Annotated in this window: 21 protein-coding genes; 5 read left to right on the plus strand and 16 right to left on the minus strand. The window is 66.8% G+C overall.

From position 1 onward, the window contains the following. Positions 1 to 12: 12 nt before the first annotated feature. Positions 13 to 4,710 carry an FtsK/SpoIIIE domain-containing protein gene (locus AB0G47_RS13480; protein WP_360768163.1) on the minus strand — a complete coding sequence of 1,566 codons (4,698 nt, stop codon included), beginning with the start codon at positions 4,708 to 4,710 and terminating at the stop codon, positions 13 to 15. A gap of 226 nt (positions 4,711 to 4,936) precedes the next feature. Here AB0G47_RS13480 and AB0G47_RS13485 point away from each other — a divergent pair, with 226 nt between their 5' ends. After that, complete coding sequence (locus tag AB0G47_RS13485; RefSeq protein WP_360768166.1) at positions 4,937 to 5,236, plus strand: WXG100 family type VII secretion target; 300 nt, start codon at positions 4,937 to 4,939, stop codon at positions 5,234 to 5,236. Positions 5,237 to 5,709: 473 nt separating this feature from the next. Here the strand turns inward: AB0G47_RS13485 and AB0G47_RS13490 are convergent, their stop codons facing one another. The 7 genes from AB0G47_RS13490 to AB0G47_RS13520 form a co-directional block, all read right to left on the minus strand. Then, on the minus strand, positions 5,710 to 6,315 hold the full coding sequence (locus tag AB0G47_RS13490) for a hypothetical protein (RefSeq protein WP_360768169.1): 606 nt from the start codon (positions 6,313 to 6,315) through the stop codon (positions 5,710 to 5,712). Next, a complete protein-coding gene (locus tag AB0G47_RS13495; protein WP_360768172.1) occupies positions 6,312 to 6,941 on the minus strand; it encodes a hypothetical protein in 630 nt (209 codons plus the stop codon). Before AB0G47_RS13495 ends, AB0G47_RS13490 begins: the two co-directional genes overlap by 4 nt. Then, entirely contained in the window at positions 6,925 to 7,269 is a 345-nt protein-coding gene (locus AB0G47_RS13500; protein WP_360768174.1) for a hypothetical protein, read from the minus strand. Before AB0G47_RS13500 ends, AB0G47_RS13495 begins: the two co-directional genes overlap by 17 nt. A 131-nt stretch (positions 7,270 to 7,400) precedes the next feature. Further along, positions 7,401 to 8,666: a putative T7SS-secreted protein gene (locus AB0G47_RS13505; RefSeq protein ID WP_360768175.1), complete on the minus strand. Its 1,266-nt coding sequence runs from the start codon at positions 8,664 to 8,666 to the stop codon at positions 7,401 to 7,403. A gap of 12 nt (positions 8,667 to 8,678) precedes the next feature. Continuing rightward, positions 8,679 to 8,972, minus strand: a complete 294-nt coding sequence (locus AB0G47_RS13510; RefSeq protein ID WP_360768177.1) for a hypothetical protein — start codon at positions 8,970 to 8,972, stop codon at positions 8,679 to 8,681. 819 nt (positions 8,973 to 9,791) lie between these two features. Continuing rightward, positions 9,792 to 10,877, minus strand: coding sequence for a hypothetical protein (locus AB0G47_RS13515; RefSeq protein WP_360768180.1), 1,086 nt, complete (start codon positions 10,875 to 10,877; stop codon positions 9,792 to 9,794). Beyond that, a complete protein-coding gene (locus tag AB0G47_RS13520; protein WP_360768183.1) occupies positions 10,874 to 11,545 on the minus strand; it encodes a hypothetical protein in 672 nt (223 codons plus the stop codon). Before AB0G47_RS13520 ends, AB0G47_RS13515 begins: the two co-directional genes overlap by 4 nt. Positions 11,546 to 11,847: 302 nt before the next feature. Between AB0G47_RS13520 and AB0G47_RS13525 the strand changes: the two genes are divergently transcribed. The 4 genes from AB0G47_RS13525 (at position 11,848) to AB0G47_RS13540 (ending at position 15,204) form a co-directional block, all read left to right on the plus strand. Continuing rightward, positions 11,848 to 12,117 (plus strand): hypothetical protein, encoded by a 270-nt coding sequence (locus AB0G47_RS13525; protein WP_360768186.1) that lies wholly within the window; start codon positions 11,848 to 11,850, stop codon positions 12,115 to 12,117. Positions 12,118 to 12,185: 68 nt separating this feature from the next. Continuing rightward, positions 12,186 to 13,463, plus strand: a complete 1,278-nt coding sequence (locus AB0G47_RS13530) for a putative T7SS-secreted protein (protein ID WP_360768189.1) — start codon at positions 12,186 to 12,188, stop codon at positions 13,461 to 13,463. Continuing rightward, positions 13,463 to 14,302: a hypothetical protein gene (locus AB0G47_RS13535; RefSeq protein WP_360768191.1), complete on the plus strand. Its 840-nt coding sequence runs from the start codon at positions 13,463 to 13,465 to the stop codon at positions 14,300 to 14,302. The genes AB0G47_RS13530 and AB0G47_RS13535 overlap by 1 nt, the downstream gene beginning before the upstream one ends. Next, complete coding sequence (locus tag AB0G47_RS13540; protein ID WP_360768193.1) at positions 14,299 to 15,204, plus strand: hypothetical protein; 906 nt, start codon at positions 14,299 to 14,301, stop codon at positions 15,202 to 15,204. Before AB0G47_RS13535 ends, AB0G47_RS13540 begins: the two co-directional genes overlap by 4 nt. A gap of 62 nt (positions 15,205 to 15,266) precedes the next feature. Here the strand turns inward: AB0G47_RS13540 and AB0G47_RS13545 are convergent, their stop codons facing one another. The 8 genes from AB0G47_RS13545 to AB0G47_RS13580 all read right to left on the minus strand — a co-directional run bounded on the left by AB0G47_RS13545 (position 15,267) and on the right by AB0G47_RS13580 (position 20,707). After that, positions 15,267 to 15,866: a hypothetical protein gene (locus tag AB0G47_RS13545; RefSeq protein WP_360768196.1), complete on the minus strand. Its 600-nt coding sequence runs from the start codon at positions 15,864 to 15,866 to the stop codon at positions 15,267 to 15,269. Further along, positions 15,863 to 16,366 carry a hypothetical protein gene (locus AB0G47_RS13550; RefSeq protein ID WP_360768198.1) on the minus strand — a complete coding sequence of 168 codons (504 nt, stop codon included), beginning with the start codon at positions 16,364 to 16,366 and terminating at the stop codon, positions 15,863 to 15,865. Before AB0G47_RS13550 ends, AB0G47_RS13545 begins: the two co-directional genes overlap by 4 nt. A 148-nt stretch (positions 16,367 to 16,514) precedes the next feature. Then, positions 16,515 to 16,898: a hypothetical protein gene (locus AB0G47_RS13555; RefSeq protein WP_360768199.1), complete on the minus strand. Its 384-nt coding sequence runs from the start codon at positions 16,896 to 16,898 to the stop codon at positions 16,515 to 16,517. Between the two features lie 45 nt (positions 16,899 to 16,943). Next, positions 16,944 to 18,314: a hypothetical protein gene (locus AB0G47_RS13560; protein WP_360768202.1), complete on the minus strand. Its 1,371-nt coding sequence runs from the start codon at positions 18,312 to 18,314 to the stop codon at positions 16,944 to 16,946. Next, entirely contained in the window at positions 18,311 to 18,610 is a 300-nt protein-coding gene (locus AB0G47_RS13565; protein WP_360768205.1) for a hypothetical protein, read from the minus strand. Before AB0G47_RS13565 ends, AB0G47_RS13560 begins: the two co-directional genes overlap by 4 nt. Before the next feature lie 345 nt (positions 18,611 to 18,955). After that, positions 18,956 to 19,591: a hypothetical protein gene (locus AB0G47_RS13570; protein WP_360768208.1), complete on the minus strand. Its 636-nt coding sequence runs from the start codon at positions 19,589 to 19,591 to the stop codon at positions 18,956 to 18,958. Continuing rightward, the gene (locus tag AB0G47_RS13575; protein ID WP_360768210.1) at positions 19,588 to 20,304 is read right to left on the minus strand and encodes a hypothetical protein; all 717 of its coding nucleotides are present in this window, start codon (positions 20,302 to 20,304) and stop codon (positions 19,588 to 19,590) included. Before AB0G47_RS13575 ends, AB0G47_RS13570 begins: the two co-directional genes overlap by 4 nt. Next, the gene (locus AB0G47_RS13580) at positions 20,294 to 20,707 is read right to left on the minus strand and encodes a hypothetical protein (protein WP_360768213.1); all 414 of its coding nucleotides are present in this window, start codon (positions 20,705 to 20,707) and stop codon (positions 20,294 to 20,296) included. The genes AB0G47_RS13575 and AB0G47_RS13580 overlap by 11 nt, the downstream gene beginning before the upstream one ends. Between the last annotated feature and the right edge of the window lie 3 nt (positions 20,708 to 20,710).

Genomic DNA, 20,710 nt, shown 5'->3' on the forward strand with positions numbered 1-20,710 from the left:
CCTGATGGCACGTCACATCGGCGTGGTGACCGTCGCCAGCTCGCCGCCCCCGAGGTGCAGCATGCCCTTGCCGGGGGCGACCGGGCCGCCCACCACGCTGCGGGAGATGCGCAGACCGATGAGGTCTCCGCTCGAACTGTCCTGCGGGGAGAGCAGGATGCCGCGGCGGGCCTTCTTCACGTCGACCTGCCAGCCGGAGAAGCCGCTGCATACGTCCTCCTCGTCACCGGCGAGGACGATCGCGAGGCCCTGGTCGGCGCCGCGCTGGACGATGCGCTTGAAGTGGCCCTCGGCGTCGCAGTCCTCCAGCATTTCGGCGTCGTCGATGAGCACCACGATCGGCTCGTCCAAAGAGGCCGGGTCGATGGCCTCCTCGAAGTCGTCCTCGTCGATGTCGTCGCCGGTGAAGACCTTCAACACGCCCTCGGTGCCTTCGAGTTGGCGCAGTGGCGACTGGCGCGGGGCCGCGATGACCAGACGTACGCCCTGTGCGAGATAGGACCGGGCCATGTTCATCAGGACCGTGGAGCGGCCGGACTTGGCCGGACCCGCGATGACGAACGCCGGTACGCCGTCGGCGAGATCGGGGCCGTGGCCCATGACCTCGTCGCCGCCGATGCCCACCAGGGCCCACAGCTTGGAGCGGGAGGCCTCCGGGTCGCGCAGCTCCCAGGCCTCGTCGAAGGAGATGCGGCTCGGCAGCGTGTCGACGCGGAACGGGCGCCGATGGCGCGGCACGTCCGCGTCGCGGGCCGTGGCCGCCTCGCCGATCGCGGTGACCGCGGCGGCCTGCCCCTGTCCGGTGACATCGTCCGAGAGCAGCGCGAACTGTGTCTCCGTACCGCTCTCGTTCTTGTACGCGCGGCCCGGCGGGATCTCCTCGGGCACCTTCTTGCTGGGGATGCCGAGCATCGAGAAGTCGGAGCGGTCCGCGAGCCGCAGGCCGTACTTGTCCTCGGTGAGGGAGGAGATGCGGCCGACGAGCAGCTGGCGGTCACCGGTCAGGATCATGTGGATGCCGACGCTCGCGCCCTCACGCATGATCGTCGTGAGCTCGTCCGTCAGGCTGCCGTGGTCGATCTCGCCGAGCGTGGGCAGCCAGCCCTCCCAGCGGTCGAGCAGCACGACCAGGTGCGGAAGGCGGTCGTCCGCGGGCTCGGCGGCCCGCTGCTCGCCGATGTCGGCGTACCCCTTGTCCGCCAACAGGTCTTGGCGGCGCGTGAGTTCGCCCTTGAGACGGTTGACGAGACGGACCACACGCTCGGTCTGGTTACGGCTGACGACCGCGCCGCAGTGCGGAAGCCGGGTCAGGGCGTTGAGCGCGCCGTTGCCGCAGTCGATGCCGTAGAGGTGCACATCGGCACTGGAGTGCGTACGGGCGATGGAGCCCGCGATGGTGCGCAGGACCTGCGAGCGGCCGCTGCGCGGCGCACCGCCGATCATCAGATGCCCGAAGGACGCGAAGTCCACGACGACCGCGCGGCGGGCCTGGTCGCCGGGCAGGTCCTCGATGCCGTACGGCGCGGGGGCCAGCTTGCCGGGGCCCGTCGCGGCCGCCGACACCGGCACCTCGTCGAGCAGCAGCGTCTCGGAGAGCGCCGGCAGCCACGGGCTGTGCTGGGCGGGGATGCCGAGCGTGGCGTTGGCCTCGATGACCGTGTCGACCAGGACCTTCAGGTCGGTGATCTCCTCCTCCTCGCGTGCCTCGGCCTTCGGCTTGACCAGCGTGCCGCGCCCCAGGTTCGCCCAGTCCAGGGAGTCGACCCACGGCGCGAGCAGCGTCGGATCGGCGGCGCCGGGGCGCCGGCCACCGACGCGGCCCGACTGGAAGGGAACGAGCGAGGCATGCCCGAGACGCACGTACGCGCGACCCGGCGTGTTCTTGGAGATGTGCCCGGCCTCGGGGGAGTCGATGACGTCGGAGGACTCGCCGCCGTCCGTCACGCGCAGGGCGATACGGAGGTTGGTGTTGGCGCGGATCTCCGGGGACACGACACCGCTCGGGCGCTGCGTGGCGAGCAGCAGGTGAATGCCGAGCGAACGACCACGCTGAGCGATGTTCACGAGTCCCGTCACGAAGTCGGGCAGGTCGCGCACCATGGAGGCGAACTCGTCGATGACGATGAGGAGTCGGGGCACGGGAGCGTGCGACGGATCGCGCCGCACCAGGTCCTGGTAGTCCTCGATGTCCTTGGCGTCGGCGTCGGCGAGGATGTGCTCGCGCCGCTTCAGCTCGGCGCCGAGGGATTCGAGGGCGCGCTCGACGAGGTGCGCGTCGAGGTCGGTGACCATGCCGACGGTGTGCGGCAGCTTCACACAGTCCTTGAAGGCGGACCCACCCTTGTAGTCCACGAGCACGAAGGTCATGTTCTCGGGGGTGTTGGCGACGGCGAGCGCCGCCACGATGGTCTGCAGCAGCTCCGACTTACCCGAACCGGTCGTTCCCGCGATCAGACCGTGCGGCCCGTCCTTGCGCATGTCGATGCCGAAAGGCCCGTCGTACGACTCACCGATGACGGCCATCGTCGACTGTCCGCCCGCCTGCCAGCGGGCGGTGATGGCGCCCGCCGTCGGCGGCTCCAGCTGCAGCACGTCGAGCAGCCGGCTCGAGCCCGGCAGCGCGGAGTCCTCGGTCTCGCCGCTGATGTCGCGCAGCGCGGACACCGAGCGGGCGAGCCGCAGGCACCAGCTGGGCGACACGAAGTCGGGCCGTACGCCCCGCACCCGCTCGGCGCCGGTCATCTCGACGCGCAGCCGCAGCTCCGGCGCCGCGCTGGACTGGGGAGTGTCGGGCGTGGTCGTGGTGTGCCAGGCCTGGAAGGAGGGGAATCCGCCGGGGGCCTGCTGCGGCGCGGCGGCAGTCGGCTGAAGCGAGCGGCCCTGGTTCTCGTTGTCGTGCTCCTTGGGCTTCGGCTCGGCGACGACGAAGGCCTGGCACTCACCCGGCAGGAACCGCTCCTCGGAGTCGAGGCAGAGCGCGTACATGCCCACGGAAGGGCCCTCGCGCAGCAGCCGCACAACGCCCGGCAGGGACCGCAGCCGCCGCGAGCCGTCCCACACCACGACGATGTCCGGGTCGGAGAAGTTGGCCCCCTGGCTCTTGTTCTCCTCCAGGGCCTTCAGCCGGGCTTCGAGCGTCTGGGTCAGCTCACCGATGCGGGCGCCGACGGTCTCCGCGTCCGTGCCGATGAGTACGTTGATGTCCTGGCCGGAAGACGGCCGGGAATGCGGGAGCCAGCGCACCCAGTCCCAGCTGTCCCGCGCGGTGTTCTCGGTCAGGACGTAGAACTGGACGTCCATCGGGCTGTGCAGCGTCGCGGTCTGCGCCACCGCCCAGCGGCCGAGCGCGGTCGCCGAGTCGCCGGGGCCCGCGATGCCGATGACCCCAAGTCCCTTCAGGGGCAGGGCGACCGGCGCGTCCTCGATCTTCCACGTCACCTGCCGCCGGTGGTCGTCCTTCTCCGGGTCGTCGAGGATGACTTCCGAGGGCATCTGCCCGGTGCCGAACCGGAGGAGGAGATGGTCGGCGTCGGTGCGCCGCCGCTCCCAGAGACGGGTGCGGGGGCCGGTGCTGAGGGCGAGGACGGTGGCGGGGTCGGGGACGGCCTGCCGCCGGTCGAGCCGCTCGGCGACGAGCGCGTCCTGGGCGTCCTTCTCGATCCGCTCCTTGGTCTCCTTGTACTCCTTGACCTGCTTCGCATGGGACTTGCGCCCGTGCTTCTTGTCCATGAAGTAGTTGCCGAAGAGCATGATCGGGCTGAGGCCCGCCATGATCAGGTAGTACCAGCGGTCAAAGATCATCGCGGCGACAACGGCACCCACCAGCGGGAACAGGGCCATCAGCCAGGGCAGCGGCCGAGCTTCATAGTCCCGGGGCGGGGTGGGAAGGCGGAAGGTGGTCTGCCGCTCGGGCGGCCGCAGCCGCGGAGGCCGGTTGTAGTCGAGCCCGGCACCGTCCTCGGACCACTTCAGGGCGGCGTTCGGGGGCGCGTACCGAATCAGTTCGAGCAGAGTGTTCCCGAGCGCGATCTGCGCACCGAGCGGCCACTCACCACTGTCACGCCGCTTTTCGCTGTCCCGCCGCTCTTTCTTGTCCCTCTTCTTGTCCTTCTTCTTGTCCCCGTCGCTGTCGGCGCTCTTCTCCGTGCCGAAGGGCTCACCGTCGAGGGTTACGCCCTCCTTGTCCTTCTCGTCCCCGTGCAGGGTGACTTGGCAGGTGCCATCGGTTGCAACTGACAACGTGAGGGCGCGGTCGTTCATCTCCGGATCATCGATACGGATGTACGCGGCGGGCCCGCTGCCGATGTCGTAGCGCCCGATGCCGAGCCGGTGCACGGCACCCGCCGTCGGCCCGCTGGCGACGCGCAGCTCGACGAGGCCGGTGGGTTCGCCGGGCAGGCAGCCTGCGGGGTCGTTCAGGCTGACGACGGCGCCTTCGCGCAGCGGGGAGGTGCCGACGGTGGCGGTGGGATCGACGGCGTACCCGTCGACATAGACGAGGGGAGCCCCGGCGGCGGGGACTTGATTGCTCCCGAACCCGATCGGAATGATCTGCGCGCCTGCGCCCTGCCCGCCGTCCGCACCGCCGAGGCCGACCTGCCGCGCCAGTTCGACCGCTATGTCCTGCACGGTGGACTCGGGATCGGCGTCGAGGACCACGTCGGCGGTGGCACCGCCGAACGGATCGACGACGGTCAGAGTCAGGCGCACGATCGTCCTCCCCGTAACTGAACAATGGCGTTGACGATAGCCGCTCCACCCTTCCCACTGGCAACGGCCTGTGCACCGGCTCATAGCAGAGCTGTGACTGAACCGGGGTGTGATCCCTTCCGCCCCACCCGTAAGCTGCTGGCGCAAGAGCGGACGATCACACCATCCGCGCGAAACGGGAGCCACGGGGGCTGGCCCTGCGGCGAGTTGATGAGGAGAGAGCCACATGGCCAAGGACCTTGATGTCACATATCAGGACATGCGAGACGCGGCCAAGCACGTCGTCAAGGAGAAGGACAAGCTCAAGGAGAAGCTGGACGGCCTGCGGAAGTACATCGCGAACCTGGTCGAGACCGGCTACGTGACGAAGAGCTCCTCGAAGGCCTTCGACGAGAACTTCGACGAGTTCGTCAAGGGCGCCAAGGACACGCTCGACGGTCTGGACGGCATGGGTGACTACCTGACCAACGCCGCGGACAAGTTTGAGCAGATTGATGACGAGCTGGGGCGGGCTGCGAAGAAGTAGTGGCTCACGGCCTTTCCGAGAGTGGCGGGGCGATGGGGAAGCCTGTCGCACCGCTCTCTCCGGGAGTTGAGGCCGATGAGTGGTGAGGCCGCGGCGGCAGAGATCAGACGCGTCCGACGGGACCGGATGGAGTCGGACGAGCCCGGCACTGTCGTACCCCCCCAGAATCCTCCGCAGCTTCTACACGGTCTCCTTCACCGTCCCGTTCGCGGTCGTCGGCGTCTGCCTGCTGCCCGACCCACGAGGCTTGTTGAACGTGACGCTGATTGCCGCGCTTGCGGCCCTGGTCGCGGATGTGTCGGATGCGGGGTTCGGGTGCTGCGGGATCTCGGGTAGAGAGTGTCAGGTGCCGCATTCCTGCAAAGCCGGCGGGACAGGCCAAGGAGCAGGACCACCATCGCGATCCCACTGGTCGTGTCACGCGGTCCTTCATGCGGCTGTACTCGTCACCTGAGAGCGCGTCTCCGGCAGAACTATGTGTCGAGGTTGACGAAAAGGCTTCGAGCGAAGTCGTCGAACTCGTCGATGTTCGAGGTGATCCACCCGATGTCCTCGCCGAGGGTGCGCACGATCACATCGATGCCAAGAGACTCGATGCGCCAGGCGTAGTTCACCGAGCAGCACATGGCACCGGCCTTGGCCGCGACGAAATAGCGGATCGAGCGCATGCCACGCCCCAAGCGCTCCGTGTCGAAGTCGATCACCTCGGGGTCCTGGACGGCACCCGGCTCGTTCTTCTGGACGAGTTCCTCCAGTGTCGACTCGACGTCACCCTCGCTCGGGCCCGCGTGGACGAGGAAGGTGAGGAACTCCCGGCGGGGATCCGGAACGTAGAGAAAGATCTGGTGCACCGGAACTGTCTGCGGGATCAGCTCGGCTGCGGAATCGAGCTCGAAGGCCAGCACCTTGACCTGCTTCTTGTCGACCGGTTCGTCGTCGACGAGTGCCCAGAGCAGTTCCGATGTACGGCGAGCCCACTTCTTGCGCTCCCGCACGGCACCGCGTCCTTCGCCGAGGACGGGCATGGCGGGCCAGACGGTGGCATCGCTGTCCGTGTCGAGGGAGAAGGTGACGGTCACTCGGTCCTCCAACGGAACGTGGTCATGACGGCGTCGAAAAGCTCGACGAGGATGTCGGTGAAGTCGCCCTTGGGGTCTCCGTCACCGATGGTGCTGAAACTGACGACGACCCATCCGGTATCCGCACCGGACGAGGGCACTTGCACGATGTAGTCGACGTGCCTCGACGGCGCTTCGGCGCCCTTCTCCGGGTCTGCGTCCACTGTGCGTTCTTTGCGTACCGCCGCCGAGCCGGCTACCTCCGCGGGTTCGGAATCCGCGGAATTGGTGAGCAACTGGGTCAGTACGTCCTGCCGACCGACCCCGTCGCGCGTTGCAGTGTCGATTTTGGCGACGATGATGGAAGCGGCGATGAGGTACCCGTGCATGGGCTCCACGGGAAGGTAGAGGTCTACCCCGTCCCGTCGCTGTGCTTCCTTGACTGAAGAGTGCAGCCTTCGATAAAGCTCCAGCCGGGCTTCCGTCACTTTGTCCCTGGGAAGATCGTGCGAAAGCCTCTCGGCAGCCTCATCAACGATCTTCTTGACCGCATCTTGGGTGCCCTCCCGCAGGGGGATCCGCGTCCACCCGGGAGGCACAATCAGGGTGTAACCGAAAGCGTTCCTGGTATCAGTCGGTGGCGTCACGGCGGCTCCTTCGGCTGATTGCCCCATAGGCGAGAGTGATCGCACCGGGCAGCAAAGGCGCTATCAGGACCGCGGGGTAGTGGTGCATCAGCAGGAACAGCGGCGCGAGTTGGGCAAGTCCGCCTCCCGCGAAGTAGAGGATGAATTCCTTCCGCCATCTGCCTTGGTTGTGTAGGACGACGACGCCGATGGACAGGGCGACGACCGCCAGCAACGGCAGTGCTTGTCCTGGAACACGCAGGACACCACTGAGCGATTTCGGGATGGCTCCGGAAGAGATGAGGGCCCCGCCGATGATGACGACGGCAAGGAAGGCGAGGGGAGTCACGATGGCAATCCGCGCGTTCCTGATCACCCTCCCGTCCTCAGGTGAGAGGCCGGTGGCCGCGCCGACTGTTCCGTTGTCCATCATGTAAGAGGCTCCAGGTTCCGTATCTCGCGGCCTGCCGTTGAAAGTGTCTACCAGGCGGACGAGGCCTGCGTCACGCCGTGGCTTGCCTTGAAGTCGTTGTAGCCGTCCCAGCTGGGCTTGTGTGGAATGTCGACCCCATCGCTCACCGCATTCATGGTGTCGTTGTCGCCCAGCAGCTTGTCCCCCCAGTCGACGGCCGTACCGCCGTAGGTGGCTGCCATTGCGAGGCTATAGGTGGCATTTCCACCCAGCTTGGCCCCCCTCGAGACGCCCTCTCCGAACAGGTCTTTGTTCGTCTTGATCCCCTGGCGCACGGAGGCGAGCTCGCTGTCTCCGAGGTGCACGGCTGTGGACCACTTGCTGGGCGGGGGCATCTCGTCGGCCACGCGTCCGGCGCGTCCGGCGATCCCCTTGCGAAGAGCGGTCATCTCCTGGCGGATGCTGGCCTTGGCCCCGTCGTCGGTCGCGCTCGCGAGCCGGTTGGCCAGTTGGTTACGCAGGGACCTGGTAGCCGCAACGCCGTCCTTGAGCTTGGTGACCCGGTGAACCGTGGAAGCAGCACGAGTCGACTTGCTCGCGGCCTTGAGCCCGATCATGGCACCACGACCCAGCCCCATGGTGACCAGCCCGAACGCATCGAAGGCGAGGTCCATCCACGTGGCCTTCCCGGCCTTCACCAGCACGAAGCGGCCTGCCAAGACCATGAATCCCAGCCCGATGACGAGGAAGTTGAGGCCTGGGATGAAGATTGCAGCAATGGCCAACGCCGTCCCGATCCAGCTGAGCACATCGAGAAAGAGCTTGAAACCGTCCGCGTGTTCCTTGGCCCAGGCAACCAAGTCGTCCCACATGCTGTCCTCTACCGCGTCATCGATAGCTTCCAGGATGCTCGTGCGCAACGAGATCGCGTGGCTGTAGTAGTGGGAGGTGGCGGTGAAGAGCTGCTTCCTCGCCTCCTCGACCGCTTCCTCGTCCTTCTCATCAGCCTGCGCTTTGTCGCGTGCCTTTTTGGCAAGGCCTTGGGCATGCTCCAACTCGTCGGCCCATGTGTTCAGGTGGCCCGACACCTTCTCGTAGCGCCCCTTGGTCTTGTCGAAGCGTCCGGCGAGTTCGTCGGACTCTTCCTTCAGACTCTTCGCGTACTTTCCCTTGATGTTGTCGTCATCGCCGAGTTCGCGGAGCTTCTTCACTTGTCGAGCCAGCGTTTCCGCAATGTTCGAGAGGCGTTTTGCCTCCTGGCGGACAGCGACAGGGTCGCCTGGGGTCGGGTCTGATTCGGAAAGTGGGGACCAGTCGACCGGTCGGCGAGCCACGCGAGTTCTCCCTTACTTCTTTTTCTTGCGCTTATTTGCCTCGGCGAGTTCCTTGTCGAGTTTCTCGAAGTTCTCGATTGACTGCTCGACGAGTTTGCCGACCTTTTCGATGTTGTCCAGCATCTCCTTGCGGTGGTCGTCCCAGTTGTCGGTGAAATCCTCCATGGCTCCGGAGATGTAGGGAGATCCGTACTCGTCGCGCAGGTCATCCTGATGCCCGGAACAGCCCTTGAACTCCTTGCGTACTGTTCTCAAGTCCTTCTTGATCGTGTACAGGTAGTCGTAGTCCACGCCGAGATCAGCCATGGTGCACTCCTCGCTCCTTCCCTCTTTAACTTCACATCCAGACACGTGGCTCTGCATCAGGGCCATTGCCGCAGGTCGTCGACTGGAAGCCATGGTTGCGGCGAGCGCGGCTGCAACAGGCAAAGGCGCCGTTTTGAGGTCGACTGCCGGTGGGGCGGAGGGTGTTTCGTGGGCTACGACGCTATCGGTGCGGCTGCCAGTTTCGCTACCGCGAACCTCCTTGCGGAATAGGATGATTGAGGAATATGGGCATGAATCGGACGTTGGTCGCGACCTGATTGTGCCCAGACCTTGGATGGATCCAGATGTCCCCTGGTCGTACTCAACGGTTGCGACCTTTTCGGCTGGCACGGTTGCAGCTGACGAGGGGCGTGAGCGGAGGGGAGAGGGGTTGCAGGGTTGGGTTGTCAGCTGTACGGGTTCCGGTCACGGTCCGGCGCCTTGTCCCTGTTCCACCGCTAAGCGCACGGAAAGTTCCTCACCCGCAATCAGCCGTTCTGGAGCCGTTCGGCGGCCCAGGATCCGGCGGTGAGGAGCGGAAGCAAGGGGGCGACGAAGACTCCAGGGCAGATGCCGATGACCCAAGTGGCGAAGATCGCCAGCGGTGTTATGGCCGCGGTGGAGACGATGCCTCGCTGACTCCCGTGCCTTGCCGCCGGAGTCTGTCGCTGCCGTCCAACTCGGCTGTGTCATAGGCAAGTTCGCCAACAGCAGCTTGTCCGTTGGGCGTATCACGCAGGTGGTCCGACAGATCAAAAAGAGCCTGGTGCGACGGTGAGCGTCGCGCCAGGCCCTGATCGTCTTCCCGTTCTGTGCCGTTCAGCGGTTGATGGACTGGATCTCCTCGACCGTGATGTCCTGCACTGCCTCGATCGTGCCGTTGGGCATGTTGACCGGTGCCGCCTGGCCCGTGCCCGTCCAGCTGATCTCCCAGGTGAGGGATGCCTTGAGCGGGAACGTCTCGCCCCCCGACGAGCGGCGGTAGATGATGCCGCAGGGCGGGGTCTCCTTGGACTTGCCCTTGGCGTAGGGCTCACCGATCTTGCCGTCGACGATGGGGCATTCGCCGTTGGCGGGGATCGTGGTGGCGTCCTTGGTGCCGGGGTTGAGCGTCAGGGACTTGGGGGTGGCGGTCGTCGTCGCCTGGAGGTTGAAGCCGGGGACGTTGATCTCCGCCGTCGCCTCGACCTTGTCGAAGACGGCCTTGTCGAGCCAGGCCCACGTGGGCAGGTTCACCTTGGTCGTGGCCTCGGGCGCGAGGGTGACCTTGGTACCCGGGAGCTCCATGTGCTGGTAGGCGAGGGCGGCCAGCATCTCGGGAGTGATGGCTTCTTCGTGCTGAGGCGGCGGGGGCTCGCCGTTGTCGACCCAGAAGGGCAGGTCTGTGCACCCGGTCCGCTTCAGGTAGTCCGGCTCGTTGGGGTTCTCGACCCCTGCCCAGAACATCCCCTCGCCGTCCTTGTCGACGTTGTAGTCCTTGTAGCCGGGGGTGTCCGTCCAGCCGTAGTCGTCCTCGTAGTGACGTTCCATCTCGTTGATCGCCGCGCCGGCGTGGCCCGTCATGCCGGGTGTGTTCTTGGCGTCCTTGATGTTCTTGGACATCTTCTTCTTGAAGTCCTTGGCGCCAAGGTACGGGGCGTACCAGCAGGGCGGCGGCGTCCAGTTGACGTCTGCCGAGGAGACGTTTCCGCTGGCGCCGTCCTTGGTGACGGCTCCGGAGTACTGGACCTTCGCGGCGGCGTAGATGCCGGTTCCGTCGCCGCCGCCCTTCTCTTCGGTGCTGGCTCCGTTGCCGTTCTTCTCCGGCTCTCCCGCGTAGGCGGGGCCCGTGAGGGTGAGCGCGCCGAGGGCGAGTGTCAGAGCGGCGGTACCGGTACCGAGGGCCGCACGTCGTGGTCTGTTCACTGGCACTTCTCCGCCTTCTCTTCGACGAACACCTTGGCTGCCTGCCAAAGACCCTTGCCTGTCGGGTGCTTGACCATAATGATCTTGAAGTGGTCGAAGTCCGAGATGCTGGGCTTGGTCTTCTGGACCTTCCCGGTCTTGACCTCTTTGCCGTAGAACTTGGTCGAGTCCGCGCAGAACGCGACCTCCACCGAATTGCCGTTCGCCGTGGACCGCGTGGTCGCTTCGTAGTGCCGTCGCGTGCCAGTGGCGGTCCAGCCGTCTTCGACCCGGCTGTCGATCTGCACCTTCGCGTAGTGCAGGCCCTCACCGGTGGCGTAGGTGGTCACGGCCGCGTTCTTGGACGTGCGCTTGTCGACGCCGTGGTAGATGGCCCGGACGAAGTTGGCGGCGTCGTTCATCGCGGCCGCCTCGTTCTTGTCCTTCGGCTTCTCCCAGTCGAAGACCAGCTTCATGTCCTTGGGCAGCGTCAGGTCCACGCCGTCCGGCTTGTCCTCGGCCGGTGCTCCCGACGGGTCGGGGGACTTCTTCGACTTGTCCGCACCCTGCTCGGCGCCGGCGATCTTGTCGTTGTCCTTGGATTCGTCGTCCCCGCTGCCGCACGCGGTCAAAAGCAGGGCTGCGGTCGCGGCGAGCGCGGCGGTGACGGGCATGGTGCGGCGGTTCACAGTCGGCTCCCGGTGGGGCGAGGGGTGTCTCCAACAGGCCGACGTTATCTGTGGGGTTGTTGGTTCCGCCAGGGTCGATTGCGGGGCAAGCCGTCCCATTTCGATGGACTGTCATCGTGTCGTGACGCGAAGTGCGCGGCGTTAAGGCTGCGTGAGTGCTGTCGTCCTGAACCGCTGTTGTGGCACCGGCAGTCGTACGGTTGCGCTCTGGCCCGGTCGCCCACGGAAAGCGGGGTGACGGGTGTCGGTGAACGGGGAGCGGTATGAGTGATTTATCGGTCGACTATGCGGTGTTGCTCAGAGTGAAGAGCAACCTTGACCACATTGCCCATCTGATGAAGCAGCCCGGCCGTGACATGGAAAAAGTGAGCGGCGATGCGATGGGTGTGCTCGAACTCGCCAAGCGCATGGACGATTTCGGTGACGAGTGGTCGTACGGGATCAAGCAGCTGACGAAGTTCTCCGGGAAGGCATCGGAGGCGCTCCTCAAGATCAAGGAGTCCTTCGAGAAGCTGGACGATGAACTCGCCAAGGCGGGCGAGAAGGGCAAAGGCAAGGGGAGCGGTAAGTAGGCATGGCTGAAGCACTGCTTGAGGATTTCCCGGCCTTGGGATTCGTGCCCTGTCCAGGTGACCGAACGGTGGCCGACGACGTGGCCAAGAAGGTCGGCAAGACGGCGAAGGCGCTCACCGAGATCTGCCATGTGCTGCACGGGACCGGTGTCGGCGACTGGAAGGGCAAGGCTGCGGAGGGCTTCCGGGAGAAGTTCGACGACGAGTTCCGGCCCAAGATGGACGAGGCCCGCGACTCATTCCGTGAGGCCTCGTCCGCCCTGACCGACTGGGCCGACTACATGGAACGCAAGCAGAAGGCCGCCGTCGACCTGGAGGCCGATGCTGCCGAGGTCAGCAAGCGGCTGAGCGACGCGTACGAAAAGGTCGGCAAGCTCAACCGCGCCGATGAAGCCAAGAAGGTCGGCAAAGGCGGCAAGGACAGCAGAGCCGCCGAGGAGCACGAGGAAAAGCTCCGGGAGGTCAATCGGACGGTGAACTCCACGGACATCGAACTGGAGGAACTCCGCCGCAAGGGCCGCCGAATGAAGAAGAACTATCAGTCGTACGGCAAGGAAATAGCCGAACGGCTGAAGGCCGCCATGGATATCGCCCCGAATGAGCCCGGCATGTGGGACAAGCTCGGGGATTCGCTCGAAAGCCTCGGAAAGGCACTGGCCGACCTGCCGGGCAAGCTGGGGGACGTCCTCGCCGACATCGGCGAATGGATCAAGGCGCACGCGGACTGGATCACTGTTGTGGCCTCCGTCGTCGGTGTCATCGCCATCTTCTGTCCTGTGCTCGCGCCGTTGGCCATCGGGCTGAGCGCCGTCGCGTTCATGGCGCATGCCGCGGCGTACGGGACGAAGGGGCTCATTCCGCCCTGGGGTCCCAACGCCAGCAACTGGCTGACGCTGGGCGGCGACGCGCTGGGCATGGCGCCCGGTGTCGGCGCCGTGTTCAACGGGGCGAAGGCCGGCGTCACAGCGGGGCGGGCCGCGCAGGGCTTCGCCAACGGCGCCCGGGTCGGGCTGAAGACAGCCGGCAAGACCGTGGCGCGCAAGGTCGACGAGATCGACCCGGTCTCCAAGGTGATCCAGAAGCCTCTGAACGCCGCTGCGACCAAGCTGGGTGTATCGCGGGGAGCCGCCCTGAGCGCCGGGGAAGGTGTCCAGGCCGCCGGCAACCTCGCACTGACCGCTCCGACCGCGATCAACGCCGCTGGGCCGAGCCCCGAGAGGCTCGACACCGCCACCTGGGGCACCGGAGCGCAAACCATCGTCAATGGCTCCGGCGGCGGCAAGTTCGGCGGGGCCATGGCCATCGGCAGCGTGATCGGTCTTGGTGCGTGGGAGGTGTCGGACTGATGACGACGGCTCCTGGAGCGCCGATGCCGGCAGGAGCGGTCGGCCTGCGGCCCGCCATCGGGGAGACCGTGGCAGCCTCCACCGGGCCTTTCCCGGACGGGGCCCCCGACTTCTGGTTCGATCTGCCCCTTGGCTTCTCGGAGTTCGACCTCGACGAGGACTCCGAGGCCCGCATGCTGCGGACCGCCGAGGCGATCGACCCGCTCTTCGCGGACGCCACACCCGTACAGAAATTCAGCCTCGTCCTGTCCGGCGAGTACGCCCTCCACACCATGCTCAAGGCGGGCGCCGAGCACATTTCGACCTGCATGTACCGGATGGCCGACGGCAAGTTGTCCCAGGGGACGCTGGCCGTGTTCGTCGAGCGGCCGACGGTTGGCCCCGGGGTCCAGGACAGGACGGGCTCGGCCAGGCGCACGGCCGAGCAGTGGCATGCGCTGTATCCGGATGCCGAGGCCGCTGTGGTCATGCTGCCGTACGGCCCCTCTGCCCTCTGCATTCGCGACCAGGACCTGATGCTGCCCGGAGCGCTCTGCGGTCTGGACGAATCCGTCCCCACCACGATCCGGTTCGTGGAAGTCTGCGTGCCGCTGAGAACCGGTCCCGGGTCGGCGCTCTTTCTCTTCATGACGGAGGACAGGGAGCACTGGGACGACTACCTCCAGATTCTGGGCGGCATCATGAAGTCGGTCTCGGCGGACGAGATCCCGGCGGACGAGATCCCGGCGGACGAGATCCCGGCGGACGAGATCCCGGCGGACGAGATCCCGGCGGACGAGATCCCGGGGGACGAGGTCCCGGAGGTCCCGAGGGGAGAAGGAGCGAAGCGCCGGCCATGAGTGTTGACACAGGCGGCTCGGCGCGGCAACGGCGTACGCGGTATCGCGCCGTGGTGGCGATCGTCGTCGGCTGCTACGTGACCGTGGTGATCGTGGGGATGTACCTGGTCGCGGGCGCCTTCGGTCTCGGCCTCCAGATACCCCTGTGGATTCTGCACGGGGTGCTTCTCGTCGTGCTGATCCACCGGCTCGGCGTCTCCGGTGAATCCAGCCTGTACGCGACGCTGTTCATCGTGTTCGCCTCTGTGCTCTCCGTGGGGGTCGCAGGCATGGCCCGCGACGACATCACGCTGGAGAGGCGCGGCGAACAGATCTCCGCCACGGTCACGAAGGAACGCCTCGATCCGGCGCAGGGGCGCAAGGCCCGGCACTCCCACTACACGCTGGAGCGGCGGGACGGCACGAAGGTGTTGGGGCCGGAGCTGGAGACGACCTCCGACGCGTACGACGTCGGGCGGGTCCTGACGGTGCTGGAGGATCCCGAGGGCGAACTCGCCCCCCGGACGCTCGGCGAGGCGAGCCCAGCAGGTGAACTGCTCGGCGCCGGATCGTTCGCCCTCGCCGCACTCGGCTCTGTCGGCTGGATGACGTGGCGAGGCTCGGCGGCAGCCAGGCGCAGGGCCGCCCGCGAGCCGGCCAACAGGATGCGGAAGGCGTACAAGGCCATCACGCGCAACCACGCCACGCAGGACGAGCAGGAACGGAAACTTCGTGAGGCCTTGCGCACGTACCCCGCCGACCGCCGTGGCTACATCACGGTCTATCCCGAGGACTACCCCGACGTATCGCATCACCGGGCCGCCCGCATCGCCTGGGAAACGGGGCTGCGCGCGGAGGCTCATGGCAACCGGGGCTCGTGGCGCTTCCGGGAGACCGTGGTCGAGGAAGTCCCGTACGACTGAGTGCTGTTCGGGGCGTGCGGTTCGGGGCGCGTGCGGTTCGGCGGGCGTGTCCTTTGCCGGTGCTACGAGGAGCTGGACGCCGGCGCCAGCCTGATCGTCCGGGCGAAGTCGTCGATCGCGTCGAACGACGCCTCGAGCAGCGCCGGGTCGTCGTAGTGGCCCTTGAGGACCAGGTCGATGTCGTTGGCCGGGTCATTCCACGCGTACGTGACCGACAGCATCAGGACTCCGTCGGGGCCGGTCCAGCTGCGCAGGCAGCGGATGCCCTCGCCGAAGTGGGGGGAGACGAACGGGGTCGTCTCCACGCGCTGGCCGGGGACCGTGACCGTGGGGTCGGGCTCCGCGAGCATCTTCAGGTGCGCGGCGCTGTGCTCCTCGTCGCAGGCGAACTGCTTGGTGAAGAAGACAAGCGGCGCGGCCTGCGGCGGCATCGGGCCGAAGATGAAGCCCTGGTCGGCCCCGATGCGATCGCGTAGCATCGCGGCCGAACCCTCGAGGAACTTCTTCATCTGCCGCTTCTCACGCCAGGTGAGCTTGCGCTGGTGGAGCATGGCGCTCGCATCGAGCTGCAGGTCAAGCCACTGGGCGAACTCCGACTTGGTGCCGCCCAGCGGCATGTGGAACCACAGGGCCGGGTCGGAGTCGGTCTCGACGATCATCATGCGTAGCTCCAGCGGAAGGTGGTCATCACGGCGTCGAAGAGTTCCACCAGGGTCTCGGTGAACTCCGTGTCCATGTCCGGGGCGATCAGTGTGCTGAAGGAGAAGGTCATCCACAGGGCGGGGGTGCTGTCCGGGATCGGCACCGTGTACTGCACCCGCAGCGACGGAACCTCGACCCCCTTGTCCGGATCGGCGGGGCACGTCTCCAGCGTGCGGACGGCCGCCGTCCCGTCGAGTTCCCGCACCGAGGCCTCCTCGGCGTCACGGGCCAGGTCCACGAGAACGGCCTCGGGCTCGATGTTCGGCTTCGGCGCCCCCAGCGGCGCGGAGGCGACGAACGAAGCCGGGATGATCATTCCGTGCATCCGCTCGACCGGCAGGTAGAGCGTCAGGCCGTCGGACTTGCGGGCCTGCCGCGCCGTCTCCTTCAGCTCCTTGGTGAGCTGCAGCCGGGCCTTGGGAATGTCGTCCTTCGGGAATCCGGCGGGGAGTTGAGACACCGATTTCCGTACGATTCGCTGGATCGCCTCTTTCGTTCCCATCTGGAGGGGAATCGTGTCCCATCCGGGCGGCGGGACGAGATTGAATCCGGTCGGTACGCGGACGGGTTCCGCGGGGCTCTCGACAGCCTCGAGGGTCTCGGGATGCTCAGGGTGTGACACTGCGGTTCCGAATCTTCTCTGCGACCCAGGTCGAGCCGACCAGCACGGTGAACAAAGGGGCCCCGATGATCCCGGGCCAGAAGGACGTCAGCAGGCTGGGGACGAGCAGCGCCCAGCCCATGGCGAGGTCGCGGGTCAGCAGCGGCGGACGCCTGCTGGGCGTGGGGTTCTGGACCAGGATCCAGAGGAGATGGAGCAGGCAGGCCGTCAGGCCGGCCCAGTAGATCCAGAACAGGACCTTGCGGCCGCCGTCGGGGAGCACGACGGCGATGGCGATCAGCGGGAGGACGGACACCAGCGCACCGATGACGGTCGCCCGCACCCGGAAATGCGCGCCCGTGCCCAACTGCTCTCTGAGGGACCCAGCCATCTGTTCTTCTCCCGCTCTCCTCAGCCGACCCGGGTCACCCGGGATCTACCAGTGGGTGTCCTCCGCCGGCATCCAGCCGCTTTCCTTCCAGGTGTTGTAGCCCTCGTTGTACGGCTTGTCCCCGGGAGCCAGGCCCTGCTGGTCCAGCCAGCCGATGGAATCGCTCTTGCTCAGGGACTTGTCCATGACGTCGACAGCCATGCCACCGTACCCGGCGGTCATCGCGGCCCCGTATCCCACGTGGCCGAGCTTGGAGGCCCCGCCGGACACGGCGTCCGGGAAGGCTCCCTTGTTCGCGCGCAGCTGGCCGAACAGTCCTGCCGCCTCGTCGTCGCCCAGGTGCGCCCACTTGGAGGCCGATGACACCGAGGTCGGGCCCTTGGCGACAAGGCCCGCGTCCCTGGAGATCTTCTTCAGTGTGAAGTGCCGCAGGTCCGAGAAGAACTTCCGGGATACGTCGTCCTGAGCTCCGGCCATGGCCCTGCTCAGGTCGTTCAGCATGCCCTTGTGCGACCTCAGGCCCGCCTTGAGACCCGCGGTCCTGCTGGTCTGCGCGGCGGCGGAGGTGGCCTTGTTCGCGCCCTTGAGCATGTTGATGCCGCCTCGGCCGATGCCCATCAGGAGCAGGCCGCCGACGTCGAAGGCGAGGTCGGTCCAGGAGGCGTCACCGGAGGCGACCAGCATGGATCTGGTCAGGATGGTCACGACGGCGATCGCGAGGACCAGGACGTTCAGGCCGGGAATCCAGATGGCGACGATGCCGGCGATGGTGGCGATCCAGCCGAGGCCGTCGAGGACGGTTTTGATCCAGTCCGCGTTGTCGTGGAACCACCCCTTGAGGTTGTCCCACCACGAGTCCTCGATGACGTCGTCGATCTCGTCCCTGATCTTGCCCGCGTGGTGTCCCGCGCGGTCGTCGCGGTTGCCGGTGATCTTGTCCAGCTGATTCCGGTATGTCTGCAGGGGATCGTGGTCCGTGCCGCTCTCGGACGGCTTCGGGGTGTTCTTGTCGCCGGAACTGTCGCCGGATTCGCCCTTCTTGGACTTCTCGGCGTCTATCTCGTCCTGCTTCTCCTTCGCCTGGCGCAGCACGCCGTCGGCGTCGGACTGGAAGTCCTCCAACTCGTTGGCCCAGGTGGTGAGATGGCCGTGGACGCGCTCATAGCGGCTGGCCACCTCCCGCATGTGCTTCTCCAGCGTGCCGGAGTCCTCGCGCAGGCGCTTGACGTACTTGCCCTTGAGCTTGTCCTCGTTGCTGATGGCCCGGAGGTTCTTGGCCTGGGTCCGCAGCTTCTTGGCGATCCCCACCATGTGGCGGACCTCGGAGCGCACCTCTTCCGGGTCGCCGGGTACCGGGTCGGAGTCGCGGAGCGGCTGCCAGTCGATCGGCCGGCGCTTCGACGTCGCTGTAGTCACTTCTTCCGCTTCTTCTCGTCGCGCTTGCTCAGCTGCTTCTCGAGATCCTCGAACGCCTTCTTGGTGCCCGAGACGAGCTTGCCGGTGGACTCGATGCCCTCGATGAGCTTGGTGCGGTAGTCGTCCCAGTTGTCCACGAAGTCGCCCATGGCCTCGGCGATCTCGCCGGACCCCCAGTGCTTGTGCATGTCGTCGCGACGCTTCTCGAGGCCCTCGAACGTCGTCTTGAGCTGGCTGAGCGTCCGCTCGGACTCCGCGAGGAACTCGAAGTCGACCGTCAGGTCTGGGTCTGCCACTGCGCTCTCCCCCGGTGGGCGGCGTTACGTTCCTGCGATCACCGGTCGACTGTCGGCTCCCGGTGGGGTGAGGGGTGTCTCCAACGGGCTGACGTTATCCAGGGGGTTGCTGGTTCCGCCAGGTTCGATACGGGGCAATGTGACCCAATTCGGTCCGACTGTCATCGTGTCGTGACGCGGAACCGGCGATGGTGAATGTTCTGGGTGGTGCCGAAGGTTCCGGCGTGAAGATCGCCGACAGGAGGGGGCGGGCGAGGCCGCTCGGCCCGTCCTGTCGGCGGTCTCCTCAGGGAGCCGGGACCTCCGTCGGGAGCCCAGACCTCCGTCAGGGAGCCCGGACCTTCATCAGGGAGTCCAGACACCCAGCGTTCGCGCGAGTTCCTCAAGGTCCTCCGCCGCGCGCAGGACGTGCGCGATGTCCTCGGAGGCGGTCCAGATGGCCACGTCTGCCCCGTGCTCCTCGACCTGCCACGCGTAGCGGACGCAGGCCAGCAGGTGAGGGGAGTCCTCCTGTGGGACGTACCGGAAGGTGGTCATGCCCTTGCCGAGCTTCTCGGACCTGAAGGGCTTGACGACCGGGGGCTCGACGGCGGCCGTGTCGTCCGCCTCGGTCAACGCGCGCAGGGTTTCCTCGCGGGGGCCCGACGCCGGGCCGATCGCCGCGATGACCGCCAGCGGCACCTCGGCGGGGTGGTCGAGGTGGAGGAAGACCCAATTGTCCGAGCCGGGCGGGGCGAAGGCCTCGGCGCAGCGCTCCAGGGTCCCGGCGACGAAGTCGACGCCGTTGGGGCCGGGGTCGAGGTCGCTGTCCGCCCACAGGTCCTCGGCGACTTCCCGCGCCCAGGTGTGGATGTCGTCCCAGGCCTCCGCGGGGGCGCTGCGGCCGGTCCGTGGCGGGACAAGGACCCAGGCGTCGTCATCGACGTCGTCGATGTCGATGATGGGCCAGAAGTACTCTCTCGTCTCCGACGGCACCGTCATGCCCGCCTCCAGCGGAAGTTCGCCATCACGGCGTCGAACCATTCGACGAGGACCTCGGCCAGCTCGTCCCTGGGATCCCCGCCCCCGACCGTCGAGAACGCGGCGACGAACCAGCGGTCCGGGTCGCCCGGCACGGAGAGGATGTACTCGACGCGCCGCGAGGGGAGCTCGGCGCCCTTCTCCGGGGCGGCCCCGGCCACGTGCTCACGGCGTACGGCGAGTGCGCCGTCGATCGCGCCCGAGCTCAGGTCGGCGTCCTCCGCGCCGTCGCTGGAGAGCAGCTGGACAGCCGTCTCGATGGGGTCGGATTCACCGCGCGGACGGCCGGAGGGCCTGGGCACGAGGGATTCGGTCACCAGGATCGACGCCCCGATGTTGAAGTCGCCCAAGGGCTTCACCGGCAGGTAGAGGTCCAAGGCCTTGCTCTTCTGGGCGCCCGCGACGGACGCACGGAAACGGCGTTCCAGTTCGCGTTTGTACGGGCCGATCCTGTCCATGGGGGCGTCGGCGGGTATGCGGGTGAACGCCTCGTCCAGGATCTGGCGAACGGCCTCCTCCGTGCCGCGGCGGAGGGGGACTTGGACCCATTCGGCAGGGAGGAGGAGGCGGTAGCCGGTGATCGGGGTGTCGGGGGCGTCGGGGGCGTCGGTGGCGCCGGGGGCGTCGACGTGGCCGGCGGTTTCCGGCGCCGGCCCGGTGTGCTCAGCCTGCACGGAGGCGCTCCTTGCGGTTCAGGTGCCACATCCCGGCGAGTCCGGCGAGGCATACGGCGACGGCGATCCAGAGAGCCGGGTGGCCCTTGCCGATGGCACCCATCAGGGCGTAGAGGAGGTAGAGGCCGAGTGCTCCCCTGATCATTACTCGCTCACCGGACAGTTCCATCCAGTCCTTCGGATGGCGCGCCAGGTAGATCAGGATCACCGGGGTGAGACTGCACAGAGTCCATTCCCAGGTCGGCATCGATACGAGTTCACGCCCCAGGAAATCCTTGGTCGCAGGCCCGGCGAAGCACCGCAGAAGAGCCAACGCCAGAACGACCTTCATCAGGAAGAGCACCCTGAAGGGGTTCACACGCAACCGCCGGGGGTCGGCCTCAGCCTCCGCGCCCTCTGCCATTGA

Source organism: Streptomyces sp. NPDC021622 (genome assembly GCF_040640795.1).
GTDB lineage: Bacteria > Actinomycetota > Actinomycetes > Streptomycetales > Streptomycetaceae > Streptomyces.